10 protein-coding genes and 6 pseudogenes are annotated in these 19,250 nt (G+C 41.3%); 8 read left to right on the top strand and 8 right to left on the bottom strand.

The window, feature by feature from the left end:
• Nucleotides 1–7: 7 nt before the first annotated feature.
• Nucleotides 8–178: a hypothetical protein gene (locus tag KA717_31625; GenBank protein ID UXE60154.1), complete on the top strand. Its 171-nt coding sequence runs from the start codon at nt 8–10 to the stop codon at nt 176–178.
• Nucleotides 179–617: 439 nt separating this feature from the next.
• Here KA717_31625 and KA717_31620 read toward each other — a convergent pair.
• Nucleotides 618–1,304: pseudogene (locus tag KA717_31620) on the bottom strand (transposase).
• A 163-nt stretch (nt 1,305–1,467) separates the two neighbouring features.
• Nucleotides 1,468–2,156: pseudogene (locus KA717_31615) on the bottom strand (transposase).
• A 318-nt stretch (nt 2,157–2,474) separates the two neighbouring features.
• Here KA717_31615 and KA717_31610 point away from each other — a divergent pair.
• The 3 genes and pseudogenes from KA717_31610 (at nt 2,475) to KA717_31600 (ending at nt 6,987) form a co-directional block, all read left to right on the top strand.
• Nucleotides 2,475–3,923: an IS1634 family transposase gene (locus tag KA717_31610; GenBank protein ID UXE60153.1), complete on the top strand. Its 1,449-nt coding sequence runs from the start codon at nt 2,475–2,477 to the stop codon at nt 3,921–3,923.
• A 55-nt stretch (nt 3,924–3,978) separates the two neighbouring features.
• Nucleotides 3,979–5,260, top strand: a pseudogene (locus tag KA717_31605) (ISKra4 family transposase).
• Nucleotides 5,261–5,964: 704 nt separating this feature from the next.
• Nucleotides 5,965–6,987 (top strand): IS110 family transposase, encoded by a 1,023-nt coding sequence (locus tag KA717_31600; protein ID UXE60152.1) that lies wholly within the window; start codon nt 5,965–5,967, stop codon nt 6,985–6,987.
• On the opposite strand, the pseudogene KA717_31595 reads toward KA717_31600, so the two are convergent.
• The 5 genes and pseudogenes from KA717_31595 to KA717_31575 all read right to left on the bottom strand — a co-directional run bounded on the left by KA717_31595 (nt 6,885) and on the right by KA717_31575 (nt 14,048).
• Nucleotides 6,885–7,280, bottom strand: a pseudogene (locus KA717_31595) (transposase). The gene KA717_31600 and the pseudogene KA717_31595 sit on opposite strands and share 103 nt — an antisense overlap.
• Nucleotides 7,281–7,739: 459 nt before the next feature.
• Nucleotides 7,740–9,077: pseudogene (locus KA717_31590) on the bottom strand (IS5 family transposase).
• A 159-nt stretch (nt 9,078–9,236) separates the two neighbouring features.
• Nucleotides 9,237–10,850 carry an IS1634 family transposase gene (locus KA717_31585; protein ID UXE60151.1) on the bottom strand — a complete coding sequence of 538 codons (1,614 nt, stop codon included), beginning with the start codon at nt 10,848–10,850 and terminating at the stop codon, nt 9,237–9,239.
• A gap of 76 nt (nt 10,851–10,926) precedes the next feature.
• Nucleotides 10,927–12,159 (bottom strand): (E)-4-hydroxy-3-methylbut-2-enyl-diphosphate synthase, encoded by a 1,233-nt coding sequence (gene ispG, locus KA717_31580; GenBank protein ID UXE60150.1) that lies wholly within the window; start codon nt 12,157–12,159, stop codon nt 10,927–10,929.
• 86 nt (nt 12,160–12,245) lie between these two features.
• On the bottom strand, nt 12,246–14,048 hold the full coding sequence (locus tag KA717_31575; GenBank protein UXE60149.1) for an aspartate kinase: 1,803 nt from the start codon (nt 14,046–14,048) through the stop codon (nt 12,246–12,248).
• Between the two features lie 495 nt (nt 14,049–14,543).
• On the opposite strand from KA717_31575, the gene KA717_31570 reads away from it, so the two are divergent.
• A complete protein-coding gene (locus KA717_31570; GenBank protein ID UXE60148.1) occupies nt 14,544–15,497 on the top strand; it encodes a hydrogenase small subunit in 954 nt (317 codons plus the stop codon).
• 45 nt (nt 15,498–15,542) lie between these two features.
• Complete coding sequence (locus KA717_31565; protein ID UXE60147.1) at nt 15,543–16,253, top strand: nickel-dependent hydrogenase large subunit; 711 nt, start codon at nt 15,543–15,545, stop codon at nt 16,251–16,253.
• Here the strand turns inward: KA717_31565 and KA717_31560 are convergent.
• A pseudogene (locus tag KA717_31560) lies at nt 16,220–17,545 on the bottom strand (IS4 family transposase). The gene KA717_31565 and the pseudogene KA717_31560 overlap by 34 nt on opposite strands.
• Before the next feature lie 112 nt (nt 17,546–17,657).
• Between KA717_31560 and KA717_31555 the strand changes: the two are divergent.
• Together KA717_31555 and KA717_31550 are read left to right on the top strand one after the other, a co-directional pair.
• Nucleotides 17,658–18,695, top strand: a complete 1,038-nt coding sequence (locus KA717_31555) for a nickel-dependent hydrogenase large subunit (GenBank protein UXE60146.1) — start codon at nt 17,658–17,660, stop codon at nt 18,693–18,695.
• A 35-nt stretch (nt 18,696–18,730) separates the two neighbouring features.
• Nucleotides 18,731–19,237, top strand: coding sequence for a HyaD/HybD family hydrogenase maturation endopeptidase (locus tag KA717_31550; protein ID UXE60145.1), 507 nt, complete (start codon nt 18,731–18,733; stop codon nt 19,235–19,237).
• Nucleotides 19,238–19,250 lie beyond the last annotated feature (13 nt).

The raw sequence follows: 19,250 nt of genomic DNA, 5'->3' as shown, positions 1-19,250 counted from the left end.
GGTAAAAATGATTCAACAGCCAGAGGAGCAAACATTTATTGACAATGCCCAAATTGATGAAGGAATTTTAACGGAAGCTCTGGATAATTTACGCAACGGGATGGCCATTACTCTAAGCCAAGATGATCGACAAATTTTAGCCAAAGTTTATAGTAGACCTCTTGCAAAAGTTTTTTAACGGTTGATATGAAAAATACATTTAATCTAGAAAATTCGCCTCGACTGTCAAAAACGGTGAACAACTCATCGAAAATCAAGCCAAAATAATCTCTTAAAGTAGAAGAACAAAAAATTGGCACACTCAATCCGCTCAGCTTGTCTCCAAAAGCTGAACTTAAAGAATAAATTATCTTGAATAAATTATTCTGTTTTCATCTCCACCTTAGTTTTTAACTCTTTTGTTTCTAATTCGGGCTTGCTGAAAAAGTCAAAAAACGAAAGAAATGTGGGTTAGGGAAGTATGGACTGAAAAAGCATAGATAACTTATCCTTATAGAAACAAATCAAAATACAGATTTTGTTTAATCTATTGTTCCTTTCTGTCTAAAAAGGTCAACACAAATCACTCCTCACAAAAGAGAGGAAAATTAACACCATTTTTCACAAGAAAAACGACTCTACAACTTTTTACTTTTTGTTTTCTTTTTTGTCTTCTGAAGTAGAGTAGAAAGATTCATTACCAAAAAGTTCATCGCAATTACCGTTTCCGAGGTCTCAGGTAGTTTGGCCATCACTCGACCAAGACTAAATTTCCTCTTTCCCTGTCCGAATTTACCCTCAATGGCATTACGCACTCTTTCATCTGAGCGTGCCTCTTTCTTTTTTTCTTTGCTCACCTCTTTCGGCGGTCTTCCCAATCGGGGACCACTCATTCTTATATCCCTTTCTTTACAATAAGCTCGATTCGCTTTTGTTCGATAGATTTTATCCACATGAACCGATTCCGGATAACATCCTGTTTCCCTTTTATATTCTTCTATTCGCGCTTGTAAATCTCCCGATTCGTTGTAATTATCCCAACTTAATTTGTCTAAGAAGACAAAGCCATTCACATTACTTGCCGATATTTTAGCTCCAAACTCTACTGCTTTTCCCGCTTTTCCACGCACTATTGGACGCACGTGAGGTTGGCTTACACTCACGATTCTGTTTTCTACTTTATTTGTCTTTTTTTCATACATTTCTAACTGTTGCTCATACACTTTTCCTATCGTTACAAGCTCTTCTTGCTCTTTTTTCGTTAGTTTTTCTAACTTTGCTCCCTCTTCTATCATTTTTTCTATATGAGACAAGTTTCTTTTTATACTGGACAGTGCGAAGTTCTAGGAAAATCAACGAGTTTACTAGGGTTTCAGCCCCCAACGTCCTTCACCCCTCTTCCAGACTCACAATCGCTGAAAGGCTTTCAATGCAAGGCTTTTAGGCATTTTGTCAAAATGTCTGACAGAGAACTTCGCACTCTCCAGTTTTTATATATCCTAGTTGTTTTTTTGTTCCTTTTCTTCTTTCTTTTTTTGACACACGACGTTTTTTTGCTATGGCTAAGTACTCTTTTCTTGCCACTTCCCTATAAGTCCTCGGCTTTTCTTTCCTTTTCTCTTTTATTTCTTCATATCGCTTATCTATTATTTTTTCTGTTTTTTCTCTGGCATCATTCAATATTCCTATATCCGTTGGATATTTTATATCTGCTGGTGTACAAGTCGCATCTAACAATAACTTTCCTTCATTTTCTTTTTTTTCTGACGCTACACCCGTCGCTTTTTTTCTATTTCTTTATTAATTTTATTTATTAATTCCATTCCTATTTTTTTACGAAAATGAACCATCATTGACGCATTAAATGCTTCTTTGCTACTATAGCTTTCCATTCCTATAAAGTACTGTAAATAAGGGTTCTCTTTTATTTGTTCTACTGTTTCTCTGTCACTTTTTCCTGAAATTTCTTTGATAATTAATGCTCCTAATGCCATTCTAAATGATTTGGCTGGGGCTCCTTTTTTTTCTGTGAAGTTTTTTGCATATTCTTCCTCATATTCTTCTTAGGGAATCATTTTTGACATTTCTATCCAACGATTTTCTTCGTCTAACTGCCCGCCGAACAGATTTTTCAAGTTTTCTGGTGTTTCAATTGAGTACTGTTGCTTTCGGTACATCTGCTTTCTCTCTTCTTAATGCAATGGTTTTGAGGCATTCTACCCTATTTTCGTGCATTCTAGCGGTTCTTAATTCGCCTACTATTTTTCTCCGTAAGGGTTTCAGCTTTTTTCAGCAAGCCCTAATTCGTAGTTATAAATACCTGCTATTAATCTAGAAAATTCGCCTCGACTGTCAAAAACGGTGAACAACTCATCGAAAATCAAGCCAAAATAATCTCTTAACCCGTATTTCGTACTAGTTTTGAAAAAATAAAAATAGATTCAAAAATGGCTACAGAATAGTTAAAATAAAAAAGCTAATAAACCCAAGAGAAAATGACCCAATTAAACGTTAAAAATCTCGACCATTTAGGAATAATCGCGGCGATAGTTGATGAACTAGGTCTAGTGGATTATATCAATGAACAACTAGGAGAAAATGACCGTGCTAAAATCAGTGCGGGTCTGGTAGTGAAAGCGATGATTCTCAATGGCTTAGGCTTTATCAACTCTCCTTTATATTTGTTCAGTCGTTTTTTTGAAGATAAACCAGTAGAACATCTTTTAGGAAAAGGAATAAAAGCCAGCGACCTGAATGATGACCGTTTAGGGAGAGTCTTAGATTTAATCTTTATGGCCGGCATCAGCCGTTTGTTTCTCGGAATTTGTCTAAAAGCCGTAGAAATCTTCAAAATAGTGATGAAAAGTTCCCATTTAGACTCCAGTTCATTATCGGTACAAGGGGAATATAAATTATCGGTGAAGAGAGAAGACAAAGAAAGCCAAATAATCCATATCACTCATGGCTATTCAAAGGATAAGCGACCAGACTTGAAACAATTTGTCTTGAATCTAGTCTGTTGGGGGGATGGCGACATTCCCGCTTTTCTCGAATTAGGAGATGGCAATCAAAGTGATAAAAAAGAGTTTGCTAAACTCTTGAAAAAGTTCAATGAGCAGTGGCAATTCGATGGTTTGTATATAGCAGATTCAGCCTTATACAGTGCCGATAACTTGCAAAAGTTAACCGGCATATACTGGTTATGTTCTGTGCCGAAAACGATTAGAGAAGTGCAGGATGCGGTCAGTCAATTAGCCTCGGAGCAATTCATCACAACTGATTTAGAGGGCTATCGTCTTACCTCCTTAGAAAGTGAATATGGGGGAGTCAAACAACGTTGGATAGTGGTAGATAGCGAGCAAAAAAAAGCTTTAGACCTCAAACAACTGACGAAGAAGACAGAGAAAGCAACGGCTCAAGCTCAAAGACAATTAGAACAATTACAGCGTCAGGAATTTGCTTGTCGGGAGGATGCTTTAACCGCCCTGAGCCGATGGGAGAAGAGTTTAGAATGGCATCTTCTTCAAGACCTAACTGTCGTCGAAAAATGTCATTACGGTCATCGAGGTAAACCCCGTCCCCATGAACAGCCCATTCGTCGTAGCTATCATGCCCAAGCCACTTTCAGCCTCAATAGTGCGAAAGTTCAAGCTTCAGAGCGGGCAGCAGGACGTTTTGTCTTGGCGACGAATCAGCTAGATGGAGACTCTTTGAGCGATGAGCAACTGCTTGTCCACTACAAGCAACAGCAAGGGGTAGAGCGAGGTTTTCGCTTCCTTAAAGACCCTCTGTTTTTGGCGTCCAGTGTTTTTCTCAAAACCCCTGAGCGGATTATGGCATTGAGTTTCATCATGGTGTTGTGTTTACTGGTGTACAGCTTGGGACAACGTAAACTGAGACTGGCTCTGGCAGAGCAGGAGGAGACGGGTGTGACCTTTAGTTGATGAAGGAAAAGAAAAGTGTTAACATGGGATGAAAAGTGACAAAGAGGAAACAATGATGACAGCAAAACTAATTAATGTAGAGGGTTCAAAGATAAAAATAGAACTAACATTAGAACTCAGTCGTTCAATGTTGGATACAGAAATAAATATTCAAAAAGGCTTAAACGAAGTAGGTTGCATCGCCAGCAAAGAAGCCTTGAAATATTTAGATACAGATGGTTCACCCTTAAAAATCGGTGAAGAAATCTGGAAGAGTAAGGGAGAGCAACCGAAAGAATATCAAACACCTTATGGTGAGGTTATAGTGAATCGTCATGTATATCAGCGTTCACCTTTGAGGAAAAACGTATTGCCCCTTAGAAAGAGAAGCAAGGATAATCATAACATCAACGCCATTATTGGCAAAACAGGTATCCTCAAAAATGTCAGGGATGGCAGGCAAAGAGGTGAAAAATGATTTATTAGAAAATCATGGTAGAAAAGTAGCGCTATCCTATATCCAAAGATTGAGTGAAGCAGTAGGAAGTGTGGTACAGGCAAAAGAAGAAGCGTGGAGTTATGCCCCGCCCAAGGAGGATAGCCAAATTGCAACAGTGGGAATAGGATTAGATGGAACCTGTATGCTGATGTGTGAGGATGGCTACCGTGAAGCAATGGTGGGAACCGTTTCCCTATACGATAGTGAAGGCGAACGTCAACCTACAATCTATCTAGGTGCGGCACCAGAGTATGGAAAAAAGAGTTTTCTAGAAAGATTAGAAAGAGAAATTGAGCGAGCGAAAAACCGTTATCCAGAGGCAACATTGGTCGGGATAGCAGACGGGGCAGAATCAAATTGGAAGTTTTTAGAAAAGCAAACGGAAGAACAGATATTAGATTTCTATCATGCCTCTGGTTACTTAGGTGCCTTGGCAGAAGCGTTGCATCCGAATACCGTGTCAAAACAAAAAGAATGGTTGACTGAAAATTGTCGAGAACTCAAGCATGAAAAAGGAAAAGCAGGAGAACTGCTAAATCTGATGAAAGAAGTCAAAGAAGAAAAAAGTCATTCTAAGAATCTTACCGAGAAACTACAAGCGGCGATTACTTATTACGAGAATCATCAGCATCAAATGGATTATGCTGAATACATAGAGAAAAAGTATCCGATTGGTTCAGGTGTTACGGAAGCAGCTTGTAAGACGTTGGTCAAACAACGATTATGTTGTTCAGGGATGCGATGGAAGGAAAAAGGAGCAGGAATTATTTTGAGCCTACGAGCTTTGGTATTGACCAAGGAACGATGGAGTCAATTTTGGGCAAAACTTGATCAATATGGGTTCCCTGTAGAACCCTGATTACAACAGCTTTTATCAACTAAAGGTCGCACCCGAGGAGACTGTGCCTAATCAGTTGGGAAAGCCGACTCAGCGTCCGACACTGCGTTGGATTTTTCAGATGTTGAGAGGAGTTCATTGGGTTGTACTGGATAATTGTCCCCAAATAATCAATCTAACGCTTGAGCGAGAGAGGATTTTGCGCTTTTTTGGGGCTACTACTTGTCAGTATTATCTTTTGTCATAATGACTTTTCTTATTTTCTTTGTTCTTTTTTTATGTACGGAATGTGGGTCTTAAAGTAGAAGAACAAAAAATTGGCACACTCAATCCGCTCAGCTTGTCTCCAAAAGCTGAACTTAAAGAATAAATTATCTTGAATAAATTATTCTGTTTTCATCTCCACCTTAGTTTTTAACTCTTTTGTTTCTAATTCGTAGTTATAAATACCTGCTATTAAATTTGCTCTTAAACCGAACCTTGTATGTTGGGAATGGAGGATAGGAGCTATCCTAATCTCAAGAAGAACAAGAAAAAGAGTGACTCTGAACCCAACCTAAAGCAAAAAGCTTGCTTCGTAGATAAAGAGCCTCCTATTTGTTCTTCGGAATGTCACCTTCCGCAGACTGGACAGTATCAACGTGGCTTTTCTCAAAAAACCTAGTATTTGCAAGGATAGCGCGGCAGAGTGACAACTATTTTTCTGACTCACAAGGAGTTAAATCATGAGCGAAAAAGAAGCCATTCTCGGCATAGATATTAGTAAAGAAAAATTCTCAGCCGCCTTACTCAAAGGAGAGAAAAAAAGTCAGGTTAAAGAATTTGCCAATAACCTTGAAGGGTTCGAGCAACTCAAACAATGGTTGGAGCAAAACCAACTGGAAAGAGTTCATGCTTGTTTAGAGGCAACTAGTACGTACGGTCATTCAGTAGCAACTTATTTACACAGTTTAGGTCACATTGTCAGTATTGTTAATCCTGCCCGAATTAAGGGATTTGCTCAAAGTCGCTTGAGTCGAACAAAAAATGATCAAGCAGATGCCACAACGATTGCACGATTCTGTGCAGCCCTTAAACCACAAGCTTGGACACCTCCAAGTCCAGAAATGGCACAATTACAGTCTTATAGCCGTCGATTAAGAGCGTTAGAGCAGATGGCAACTCAAGAAAAAAATCGTTTAAAAACAACAGTTGATGAGAGTCTCATAGAAGATATTGAAGCTCATCTTGTGTTTTTAGAAACTCAAATTGACAATGTAAAAAAGCGACAAAAAGAATTGTTGAACGAATATAGTTCCCTAAAAAGTCAAGCAGATTTATTGACTTCGATTGTAGGAATTGGTGAGCCGACAGCAATGACAATTCTGGCAGAAATTGGCGATATTAATCAGTTTTCTTCTGCTCGTCAATTAGCGGCATTTGCGGGTTTAACACCTCAAGAGCATCAATCGGGAACCTCTGTTAAAGGGAAAACTCGGTTGTGTAAAATTGGTAATCCTCATTTACGTAAGGCTCTTTATTTTCCTGCATTGAGTTCTATGCGTCATTGTTCTCCCATGAAGGACTTGCGAGAACGGTTTTTAGAGGCAGGAAAAAATAAAATGCAGATCGTTGGGGTTGTAATGCACAAACTCATTCGGATTGTTTACGGGGTTCTCAAGTCAGGGAAACCGTTTGACCAGACTAAGTTGGCTCTTCCTAACGTTGTTTTAGAGGAGGAAACTGATTTTTTGCCTGTTTCCCCTTGACACTTAACACAGTATCTACGATGTCTATTTCTATAGGTTGAAGATAATATTCTGAAAATTTTTAATCGTCGATTAACGTGTTCTACTACTACTCGAAGACGGTTTAACAACCGATTATATTGCTTTTCCTCTTTACTTAATTTTTTACCCTTTTTTCTCTTAATCGGTGTTTCACTTAATTTATGAATTTTGGCAATTCCTTGATATCCCTTGTCCGCTATCATTTTTATCAAATCTCCTACTCTTACTCCACTATTTTGGAATAGCTTGAAGTCATGCACTCTCCCTTTACCCCACATTCCGTACATAGGGCTTGCTGAAAAAGTCCACAAAACGAACCTAGATGCCACAGGGCGCGAAAAATGGTGACTTCAGAGATCAGTTTCCAGTTTTACCCCACATTTTTCCAGCAAAGTGCATGGATTTTGAGCCTCCAAATGCCATAACCTTGCATCTGATCGTTTGTAAAATGCCTGAAAGTATTGTCTAGCAAGGATTTCATCCTTATTCAGCAAGCCCTACATAGGGCTTGCTGAAAAAGTCAAAAAACGAAAGAAATGTGGGTTAGGGAAGTATGGACTGAAAAAGCATAGATAACTTATCCTTATGGAAACAAATCAAAATACAGATTTTGTTTAATCTATTGTTCCTTTCTGTCTAAAAAGGTCAACACAAATCACTCCTCACAAAAGAGAGGAAAATTAACACCATTTTTCACAAGAAAAACGACTCTACAACTTTTTACTTTTTGTCTTCTGAAGTAGAGTAGAAAGATTCATTACCAAAAAGTTCATCGCAATTACCGTTTCCGAGGTCTCAGGTAGTTTGGCCATCACTCGACCAAGACTAAATTTCCTCTTTCCCTGTCCGAATTTACCCTCAATGGCATTACGCACTCTTTCATCTGAGCGTGCCTCTTTCTTTTTTTCTTTGCTCACCTCTTTCGGCGGTCTTCCCAATCGGGGACCACTCATTCTTATATCCCTTTCTTTACAATAAGCTCGATTCGCTTTTGTTCGATAGATTTTATCCACATGAACCGATTCCGGATAACATCCTGTTTCCCTTTTATATTCTTCTATTCGCGCTTGTAAATCTCCCGATTCGTTGTAATTATCCCAACTTAATTTGTCTAAGAAGACAAAGCCATTCACATTACTTGCCGATATTTTAGCTCCAAACTCTACTGCTTTTCCCGCTTTTCCACGCACTATTGGACGCACGTGAGGTTGGCTTACACTCACAATTCTGTTTTCTACTTTATTTGTCTTTTTTTCATACATTTCTAACTGTTGCTCATACACTTTTCCTATCGTTACAAGCTCTTCTTGCTCTTTTTTCGTTAGTTTTTCTAACTTTGCTCCCTCTTCTATCATTTTTTCTATATCAGACAAGTTTCTTTTTATATATCCTAGTTGTTTTTTTGTTCCTTTTCTTCTTTCTTTTTTTGACACACGACGTTTTTTTGCTATGGCTAAGTACTCTTTTCTTGCCACTTCCCTATAAGTCCTCGGCTTTTCTTTCCTTTTCTCTTTTATTTCTTCATACAGCTTATCTATTATTTTTTCTGTTTTTTCTCTGGCATCATTCAATATTCCTATATCCGTTGGATATTTTATATCTGCTGGTGTACAAGTCGCATCTAACAATAACTTTCCTTCATTTTCTTTTTTTTCTGACGCTACACCCGTCGCTTTTTTTTCTATTTCTTTATTAATTTTATTTATTAATTCCATTCCTATTTTTTTACGAAAATGAACCATCATTGACGCATTAAATGCTTCTTTGCTACTATAGCTTTCCATTCCTATAAAGTACTGTAAATAAGGGTTCTCTTTTATTTGTTCTACTGTTTCTCTGTCACTTTTTCCTGAAATTTCTTTGATAATTAATGCTCCTAATGCCATTCTAAATGATTTGGCTGGGGCTCCTTTTTTTTCTGTGAAGTTTTTTGCATATTCTTCCTCATATTCTTCCCAGAGAATCATTTTTGACATTTCTATCCAACGATTTTCTTCGTCTAACTGCCCGCCGAACAGATTTTTCAAGTTTTCTGGTGTTTCAATTGAGTACTGTTGCTTTCGGTACATCTGCTTTCTCTCTTCTTAATGCAATGGTTTTGAGGCATTCTACCCTATTTTCGTGCATTCTAGCGGTTCTTAATTCGCCTACTATTTTTCTCCGTAAAGGTCTCAGCTTTTTTCAGCAAGCCCTACATAAAAAAAGAACAAAGAAAATAAGAAAAGTCATTATGACAAAAGATAATACTGACAAGTAGTAGCCCCAAAAAAGCGCAAAATCCTCTCTCGCTCAAGCGTTAGATTGATTATTTGGGGACAATTATCCAGTACAACCCAATGAACTCCTCTCAACATCTGAAAAATCCAACGCAGTGTCGGACGCTGAGTCGGCTTTCCCAACTGATTAGGCACAGTCTCCTCCTGCTCTGCCAGAGCCAGTCTCAGTTTACGTTGTCCCAAGCTGTACACCAGTAAACACAACACCATGATGAAACTCAATGCCATAATCCGCTCAGGGGTTTTGAGAAAAACACTGGACGCCAAAAACAGAGGGTCTTTAAGGAAGCGAAAACCTCGCTCTACCCCTTGCTGTTGCTTGTAGTGGACAAGCAGTTGCTCATCGCTCAAAGAGTCTCCATCTAGCTGATTCGTCGCCAAGACAAAACGTCCTGCTGCCCGCTCTGAAGCTTGAACTTTCGCACTATTGAGGCTGAAAGTGGCTTGGGCATGATAGCTACGACGAATGGGCTGTTCATGGGGACGGGGTTTACCTCGATGACCGTAATGACATTTTTCGACGACAGTTAGGTCTTGAAGAAGATGCCATTCTAAACTCTTCTCCCATCGGCTCAGGGCGGTTAAAGCATCCTCCCGACAAGCAAATTCCTGACGCTGTAATTGTTCTAATTGTCTTTGAGCTTGAGCCGTTGCTTTCTCTGTCTTCTTCGTCAGTTGTTTGAGGTCTAAAGCTTTTTTTTGCTCGCTATCTACCACTATCCAACGTTGTTTGACTCCCCCATATTCACTTTCTAAGGAGGTAAGACGATAGCCCTCTAAATCAGTTGTGATGAATTGCTCCGAGGCTAATTGACTGACCGCATCCTGCACTTCTCTAATCGTTTTCGGCACAGAACATAACCAGTATATGCCGGTTAACTTTTGCAAGTTATCGGCACTGTATAAGGCTGAATCTGCTATATACAAACCATCGAATTGCCACTGCTCATTGAACTTTTTCAAGAGTTTAGCAAACTCTTTTTTATCACTTTGATTGCCATCTCCTAATTCGAGAAAAGCGGGAATGTCGCCATCCCCCCAACAGACTAGATTCAAGACAAATTGTTTCAAGTCTGGTCGCTTATCCTTTGAATAGCCATGAGTGATATGGATTATTTGGCTTTCTTTGTCTTCTCTCTCCACCGATAATTTATATTCCCCTTGTACCGATAATGAACTGGAGTCTAAATGGGAACTTTTCATCACTATTTTGAAGATTTCTACGGCTTTTAGACAAATTCCGAGAAACAAACGGCTGATGCCGGCCATAAAGATTAAATCTAAGACTCTCCCTAAACGGTCATCATTCAGGTCGCTGGCTTTTATTCCTTTTCCTAAAAGATGTTCTACTGGTTTATCTTCAAAAAAACGACTGAACAAATATAAAGGAGAGTTGATAAAGCCTAAGCCATTGAGAATCATCGCTTTCACTACCAGACCCGCACTGATTTTAGCACGGTCATTTTCTCCTAGTTGTTCATTGATATAATCCACTAGACCTAGTTCATCAACTATCGCCGCGATTATTCCTAAATGGTCGAGATTTTTAACGTTTAATTGGGTCATTTTCTCTTGGGTTTATTAGCTTTTTTATTTTAACTATTCTGTAGCCATTTTTGAATCTATTTTTATTTTTTCAAAACTAGTACGAAATACGGGCTTCTGGTTCAACCCAGCGATCATCAGCCTTAATCAGATTAATTAACTCCACTACCCCTTGATCTTCAGGTACCCGTTTAATTTCTTCCCGTCCGCGATAGAGAGCAATATAACCGGCTTGTTTGCCCACATAACCATAATCGGCATCAGCCATTTCTCCAGGCCCATTGACAATACAGCCCATCACCGCAATATCTAGTCCTGTCAGGTGTTTTGTCGCTTCACGTACCTTATGTAAAACCTCTTCTAGATTAAACAGAGTTCGGCCACAGGAGGGACAGGCCACATATTCCACCATTGTTTTGCGAAGTCCCAAAGCTTGCAGGATGCTATAGCAAACGGGAATTTCTTTTTCTGGGGCTTCTGTGAGGGAAACGCGAATCGTGTCGCCAATGCCATCGGCCAACAGCGTTGCAATACCGGCGGTGGATTTAATGCGGCCATACTCGCCATCTCCGGCCTCAGTCACACCCAAATGTAAGGGGTAATCCATGCCTAGTTCGTCCATGCGTTTAACCATCAAACGATAGGCCGCTAACATGACAGGAACCCTGGAGGCTTTCATCGAAATCACTAGATTACGAAAATCCAACGATTCACAGATTTTGATAAATTCGATCGCCGATTGCACCATCCCTTCCGGTGTATCGCCATAGGTAAAGAGCATCCGTTCCGACAGCGAACCATGATTAACCCCGATCCGCATCGCCTTGCCCTGATCTTTGAGGGAAAACACTAATGGTTCTAAGGTTTCGCGGATTTTATCGCCAATTTCAGCAAATTCTAGATCACTAAAACCTTCGCGATCGCTGTTGGGTTTTTCAAAAACGTAGAGTCCTGGATTAATACGAACTTTATCCACGTGTTTGGCCACTTCAAGCGCGATTTTCATGCCGTTGTGGTGTACGTCGGCAACCAGGGGAACCACTTGATAGGTTTTAATTAATTTTTCTTTAATCTCGGCTAAAGCTCTGGCGTGGGCCATACTGGGAACTGTAACACGAACGATTTCGCAGCCAATTTCATGTAAACGACGAATACCCGCAACCGAACCATCGATATCCAGGGTATCTTCATTGATCATGGATTGCACAACCACTGGATAGCCACCGCCGATGGTAACGCTTCCCACCTTAACAGGGCGGGTCTGACGACGATGGATAGTGGTATCGAATTCGGCAGGGGTGGAGATAATCGGTCTTTCCAGGGTTTGCATACAATCAGCGAAGGGGTTAACGCAGGTTGTTTTCTATTTTCGCAAAATTTGGTCAGGTTGATGGAGAATGTCTGAATTCGGGTTAATCAGGCTGGAACCTGTACTTTTTCTAAACCGGCTAAACCAAAGGCATCATGGACAACTTTAACGGCCCTGACCCCTTCACTTTTAGGAACCACACAGCTAATTTTGATTTCCGAGGTCGCAATCATTTCAATATTGATACCCTCCTTCGCCAAAGCATCAAAGAACTTGGCCGCCACACCCGGTTGGCCCGCCATACCCGCACCCACAATACTCACCTTGGCAATGTCTGGATTAACGACTACTTCTTGGCTGCCGATTTGTTGGGCTAATTTTTCGAGAACAGCTTGGGTGGTGTGAATATCCGCCTGAGCAATGATAAAGGCAATATCCCGCGTCGGTTGCTGATTAATAATGCGACAACGCTGGGACTGGATGATCATGTCCACGCTGATGTTATGTTCGGCTAATTTCATAAAGATTTTAGCAGCCATTCCTGGCTTATCGGGAACGTGACGAATGGCAATCTGAGCCTGATTTTGATCAATGGCGACACCTCGGACGGGGGGTAAATTAGCTGTTCCATTGCAGATTGGATTTGCTGCTAGGGAAATACCAAAGGCTTGAGATAAAGCTCCGATGGCCCGATCTGCTTCGGCTTCATCAATCACACAACTGACTTTGACCTCCGAGGTCGCAATCATTTCAATATTCACGCCCACATCGGCTAAGGTTTTAAACATTTTGGCGGCAATCCCTGGACGGCCAATCATGCCAGCACCGGCGATCGCCACTTTGGCAACCCGTTTTTCCACCAGCACTTCTGCTTCCTGGGTTTGGGAGGGATGACTTCTTAAGGCAGGGGCGATCGCTTCGGCCACTGCTTCGGCTTTACCTAGAACCTTTTTTACTACCGTAAAAGCGATATCGTTACTATTGCCCTCATGGATGGACTGAATAATCAAATCCACGTCAATACCTTGGTGAGCAATTTCTCCAAACAATTTAGCGGCAATTCCAGGACAATCGGGGACACGCAAGATGGAAACCTTGGCCTGATCGGGATCATATTCCACCGCATCCACGGCCTTAGTAATTTCTAGCCCTACCAAAGAGCGAGGTCGGCTTGGCGGTGGCACAACTTTAGTACCGGGTTCATCACTCCAACTAGAGCGCACTACCAGGGGAACGCCAAAATTACGCGCAATTTCCACTGCCCTAGGATGTAATACTTTAGCTCCTAAACTGGCCAGTTCTAACATCTCATCACAGGTAATCTCTGCCATCAACTGGGCTTCAGGCACAAGACGGGGATCGGTGGTTAAAATACCCGGTACATCGGTATGAATCTCGCAGTAATCCGCCTGGAGTGCCGCCGCCAAGGCCACTGCCGAAGTATCTGAGCCTCCCCTTCCCAAAGTCGTAATATCCCAATTTTCTAGGCTACTGACTCCCTGAAAACCGGCAACCACGACAACCATGCCCTGTTCTAAATATTGATTAATGCGATCGGGTTTAATTTCTAAAATGCGGGCGCGACTATGCTCTGCTTCTGTCACAATCCCCACCTGGGCTCCCGTTAAAGAAATGGCGGGTTGTCCAATCTCCTGAAGGGCCATACTGAGTAAGGCGATGGAAATTTGTTCTCCAGTTGAGAGCAACATATCCATTTCTCGACGAGAGGGATGGGATGAAATCTCATGGGCCAAATTGACCAAGTCATCAGTCGTTTTTCCCATGGCAGAAACGACAACGACGACGGTATTACCATCACGAACCGTTTTGCTAACCCGTTGAGCAACGGCCTGAATTCGTTCTGCCGTACCAACTGAAGTGCCACCGTATTTTTGGACAATGAGAGCCATAGGTCTTGGGAAGAGAAGGAATGAAAGAGCCGAGGCGGATTTAACGTATCTGTTTAAATTAGCAAATTCTCAGCAAAATATTTATCAAATGGGGAGAACTTGCAGATAAATTTTACATTTTTCCCTAACTGGACAGTGCGAAGTTCTCTGTCAGACATTTTGATAAAATGCTTAAAAGTCTTGCATTGAAAGCCTTTTAGCGATTGTGAGTCTGGAAGAGGGTTGAAGGACGTTGGGGGCTGAAACCCTAGTAAACTCGTTGATTTTCCTAGAACTTCGCACTGTCCGGATAATAATAATTTTTTTTGACAAATTGTAAAAGGCATTTCATCTTCCCTACTTCTTTACTTTGATTGAATAGAGTGGACGGAGAGTGAGTAAGTTTTTCTGGTCAATTCTTATCAAAAACAGAAAATAACGATAGATGTCTGAAATGAAGCGTATTTGAGAGATTTCAAGCCTTATTTTACCTCAATTTTTCTAGGAGAGTCATCCATGCTAGTTCAAAATCGTCAATCCTCTCAGGTTATCGGCAGTATTGATCGCCGTAAGTTTTTGAAGTTTTGTGGACTCATGGCTGGAACTTTGGCTTTGCAGGAAACCTATGTCAATCATATTGCCAAGGCTTTAGCGGCCGCCCCGCGTGTTCCAGTGATTTGGTTAGCCTTTCAGGATTGTACGGGCGATACAGAGTCCTTTTTGCGGAGTTTTGATCCGAGCGTTGTTGACCTTATTTTTAATATTATTTCCCTGGATTATCACGAATCTCTCATGGTTCCATCGGGAGCAATGGCGGAGAAATCTTTAAATGATACAGTGCAAAAATATAAAGGCAAATATGTCTGCATCACAGAAGGCTCTATTCCCACCAAAGATGGAGGTGTTTATTGCACGATCGCTGGTAAAACCGCTCTTAGTATTGCGAAAACCGTGTGTAGTAGTGCCTTGATCAATATTGCCGTGGGTTCCTGTTCTTTAGATGGCGGAATTGCTGGAGCTAAACCGAATCCAACTGGGGCTGTGGGTTTACAAGCGGCGGTTCCCAATGTGCCTGGATTAATTAATATGCCAGGTTGTCCCGTTAATGGCGTGAATTTAGTGGCAGCAATTGTGTATTATTTGACCTTTAAGACCCTACCACCGATGGATGGTAGTCATCGTCCGCTATTTGTTTATGGCGAGAAAATTCATCAAGAAGGCAATTGTGAACGTTTTCAATACTATGAAGCCGATTTATTTGTCAGAGAATGGGGAGATGAGGGACATAAAAAGGGTTGGTGCTTGAAGGGAATGGGCTGTCGTGGCCCAGAAACAAAATCCAATTGTTATACCAAAAACTGGAATCAGGGGACTAGTTGGCCAATTCATGCTGGTCACAACTGTATTGGCTGTGTTAACGATCATTTTTGGGATAATATGACTCCTTTTTATCGAGAAGGGGATGATTAAGTATTGGTTGAAATTTTAAGAAATTGACTATTGAGGAAAAAGAAAATGGCAAAAATTGCGATCGATCCCATTACTCGTGTGGAAGGACATTTACGCATTGAAGTTCAAGTCGATAACGGTAAGGTGACAGATGCCTGGAGTTGTACCCCCATGTTTCGGGGGCTGGAATTGATTTTAAAGGATCGAGATCCGAGGGATGCCTGGGTTTTTACCCAACGAATTTGCGGTGTCTGTACAACGGTTAATGCTTTGGCTTCAGTGCGGGCAGTGGAAAATGCTTTGGGAATTGTTATTCCTGATAATGCTCGTATTTTGCGAAATATCATGGAAGGCATTCAATATGTCCATGATCATGTTATACATTTTTATCATCTACATGGCCCCGATTGGGTCGATATTACCAGTGCATTAACAGCTAGTGCCAGTGCCACCAGTAACTTGCAAAAATCACTTTCTACTTGGGGGAATAATAGCCCTGATTATTTTAGTCAAGTACAGGCAAAACTCAAAGCATTTGTGGACAGTGGACAGCTAGGTTTATTTGCCAATGGCTATTGGGGGCATCCAGCTTATAAACTGCCCCCCGAAGGTAATTTATTGGTAATGGCTCATTATTTAGAAGCCTTGGATTGGCAACGGGATATTATTAAAATTCATGCCATTATTGGGGGGAAAAATCCCCATCCTCAAACCTATCTTGTGGGCGGTATGGCCCATCCGTGTCAACTTAAAGGAATGGGTTCCCAAATTTGTTGATTGAGAGCGGCCTTTTCTCGATGTCGCTTTCTCTCAGCTTTGACCAAACCAAATAACTTAGCACGTTCAGCCAGATAGGTTACTGTATCAGGCTTTTCTCCTCTAGCAATAGCCTTCGCTACATAGTATAGACTCCGAAACACCATCTCTACTGAGATTTTTTCTTTCGGTTGATTTAGAGCAATCGCCACTTCCCCTACCAATTGATTTAAGACCGTATAGAAAATCAAAGTGCAAATAATCTGGATTTGGACACCATTCTTATTCCCTACCCATAAATAGGCTAGTCCTAAAAGTCTTTTCGTTAATAAAAAGGCTTCTTCGATTGTCCATCGTCTTCGATATAAATCACAGACCTCTTCGGCGGACAGTTGTTCGGGAGACAACACATTTGTTAAATACTGATACCAGATTGTTCCCCATAATACTGAGACTAATCTCACCGGATGCTTGCAAGGATTAGAACGGTAATTTCCCATAATGATAATCTCATCTCTGTAATGACTACCTTGAGACAATACTTGTTTGGTTTTGTAAGATGTACCCGCTCTAAATCTGGTTAGAAAAAACTTTTTAGCTTCTGTTAACAAATCAAACCACACAAAGCTAAAAAATCCCATATCTACGAGAATTAAACCATTTTCTGGTAATTTAGCTGCCAATTCTTTACACCATATTTTATCATTTGATTTATCATTTTCTGTGTACCATAAAGTAACGGGTCTTTGGGTAAAGGCTTCCACTACCATCATTATTTTACCCCCCAATTTACTCTTTTCTTCTTTACTTATTTTCATATTTTTCCTTATCTGCTCTAGCGTTTAGCCATCTGCTATCCACACTGCACTAAACTTTTCTCTTATTTTTTCCCATTTTTCTCCTACTTGGAGCTTCTTCCCTTTTTCGGCTGCTTTTTCTAACACTCCTTTTAGTAATATTGCAAATATTTCGGCTGGCACATTCATCATTCTTTTTGATACTGCCTGTTTGCTTACTTTTAATGATGCTACCCATAGCAATCCCTCTTCCTCTAACAGTCTTACCGCTTCACTTATACCCGCTATTTGACGATACACTATACTTAACACTAATGCCACCATTACTGGTAAATTTAACACCCTATCTCTCATCATTTTCTCATGAGTTCCCTGTAAATATTTTAATGGTGTAAACATTGTGGGTTCTAGTAATTCAAACAACTCTTTTGTTATTTCAGGGATTTCTACCCCTGGCTGATTTGTCTTACGACGTAAGTCTGGGTTTCCTTTTCTCCGAGGATGTTGTCTTGCCATTTGTTTTTTGCTCACTTTTTTATATACTAACCTTTTTTTCAGCCTACTCTTACTTCCGCCTGCTTTTAGGCTAATCTTTTGTGAGTAGGCATTTTGGCTTAAGTTGACACCAATGGGTATGGCCTCTCCCCTTGACCCAAATAGTCCTGCCGCTATTAATAATTCGGCGATCGCCACATTAAAAAGCTTGGCAACTCTAACCCAAAATTTTGTCAATCAGGTCTATGTCACCGATACCCAATACATTGCCTCTAAATATCTCGATTGGGCCAATATTGGTGTAGGAGTCGGTAACTACCTTTCCTACGGAGATTTTCCCAATGCAACGGGTGTCCAATATTTTCCCAAAGGCATTGTCATGGGCAAAGATTTGACCAAGGTGGTAGCAGTGGATCAGACCAAAATCACAGAAGACGTTACCCGTGCCTGGTATCTCAACACCACCGCCCCTCTCCATCCCTCCCAAGGCGTTACCCAACCGAAATATACTGGCCCCACACCGCCCTATAGTTTTCTGAATACAGGTAGTACTGACAAATATAGTTGGGGCAAAGCTCCTCGCTATAATGCAACGGTAATGGAAGTCGGCCCGCTTTCCCGTATGCTAGTGGCCTATGCCTCTGGACAATCCAAAGTGAAACAAGTGATTGATGCCAGTCTGGCCAAATTAGGACTACAAAAAACGGCTCTCTTTTCTACCCTAGGTCGAGTTCTTGCCCGCACCTTGGAAACCCAGGTCATCGCAGAACAGTTACCGCTTTGGATAGAGGAACTCAACACCAATTTGAATACTGGGAAACTGGATGTTTTCAACAAAACTAAATGGCAACCCACTTCCTGGCCCGCATCGGCTCAGGGATTGGGCATGACGGAAGCTCCGCGAGGGGCCTTAGGTCATTGGATTAGTATTGCCAATGGTAAAATCGCCAACTACCAGATTGTGATTCCTTCGACTTGGAACGGTTCTCCGAGGGATAGTAAGGGGCAACGGGGAGCTTGGGAACAGGCCCTCCTCAACACAGCCGTTCTGGATCCCAATCGACCGATTGAAATACTCCGTACTGTTCACTCCTATGATCCTTGTATGGCCTGTGCTGTTCATGTACTCGATAGTCAAGGAAGCGAGGTGACAAAAGTACGGGTGGTTTAAAGAATGATTGACCTGATTGATGGGTAACAACTGAGGTGATAGTGCAACCGGAAATCCTTGTATTAGGGCTGGGCAATATTTTACTAGGAGATGAAGGGCTGGGCATTCGAGCCTTAGAACAGCTACAGGAACGCTATTGTCTCCCCGACACTATTCAAGTTCTGGATGGAGGAGTCCTGGGCTTAGAGTTACTAGCCTATGCCGAGGGCATGACAAAATGGCTGATCATTGATGCGGTACAAACCGGCCAGCCTCCAGGAACGATAGTTCGTTTAGCAGGAGAAGAGGTTCCGGCTGCCTTTGCCCTCAAGCTCTCGATGCACCAGGTCGGTTTTCAAGAAGTCTTGGCACTCTGCCAGTTACGAGGAACCATGCCGTCGGATTTGGTGGTTTGGGGAATAGAGCCTGCGGTTTTGGCCTCTGGGGTCAGACTCTCTGAGACGGTAGCGACTAATTTAGAGGAGTTAGTCGAGAAAGTTGTGACAGAGTTAGAGGGCTGGGGAATGAAGATTGACAGCAAGAAAGAACGAGTCCTTCAGTAAACTGATAGACAGG

Source organism: Woronichinia naegeliana WA131, from assembly GCA_025370055.1.
In the GTDB taxonomy this organism is placed as follows: domain Bacteria; phylum Cyanobacteriota; class Cyanobacteriia; order Cyanobacteriales; family Microcystaceae; genus Woronichinia; species Woronichinia naegeliana.
The sequence above is the reverse complement of the archived record's forward strand: the minus strand, read 5'-3'. Positions and strand labels throughout refer to the sequence as shown.

Coding starts and splice junctions, on each gene's coding strand:
- KA717_31585 (UXE60151.1), bottom strand. CDS start 10,850: ATGACCCAATTAAACGTTAAAAATCTCGACCATTTAGGAATAATCGCG.
- KA717_31570 (UXE60148.1), top strand. CDS start 14,544: ATGCTAGTTCAAAATCGTCAATCCTCTCAGGTTATCGGCAGTATTGAT.
- KA717_31625 (UXE60154.1), top strand. CDS start 8: ATGATTCAACAGCCAGAGGAGCAAACATTTATTGACAATGCCCAAATT.
- KA717_31610 (UXE60153.1), top strand. CDS start 2,475: ATGACCCAATTAAACGTTAAAAATCTCGACCATTTAGGAATAATCGCG.
- KA717_31555 (UXE60146.1), top strand. CDS start 17,658: ATGGGTATGGCCTCTCCCCTTGACCCAAATAGTCCTGCCGCTATTAAT.
- ispG (UXE60150.1), bottom strand. CDS start 12,159: ATGCAAACCCTGGAAAGACCGATTATCTCCACCCCTGCCGAATTCGAT.
- KA717_31565 (UXE60147.1), top strand. CDS start 15,543: ATGGCAAAAATTGCGATCGATCCCATTACTCGTGTGGAAGGACATTTA.
- KA717_31575 (UXE60149.1), bottom strand. CDS start 14,048: ATGGCTCTCATTGTCCAAAAATACGGTGGCACTTCAGTTGGTACGGCA.
- KA717_31600 (UXE60152.1), top strand. CDS start 5,965: ATGAGCGAAAAAGAAGCCATTCTCGGCATAGATATTAGTAAAGAAAAA.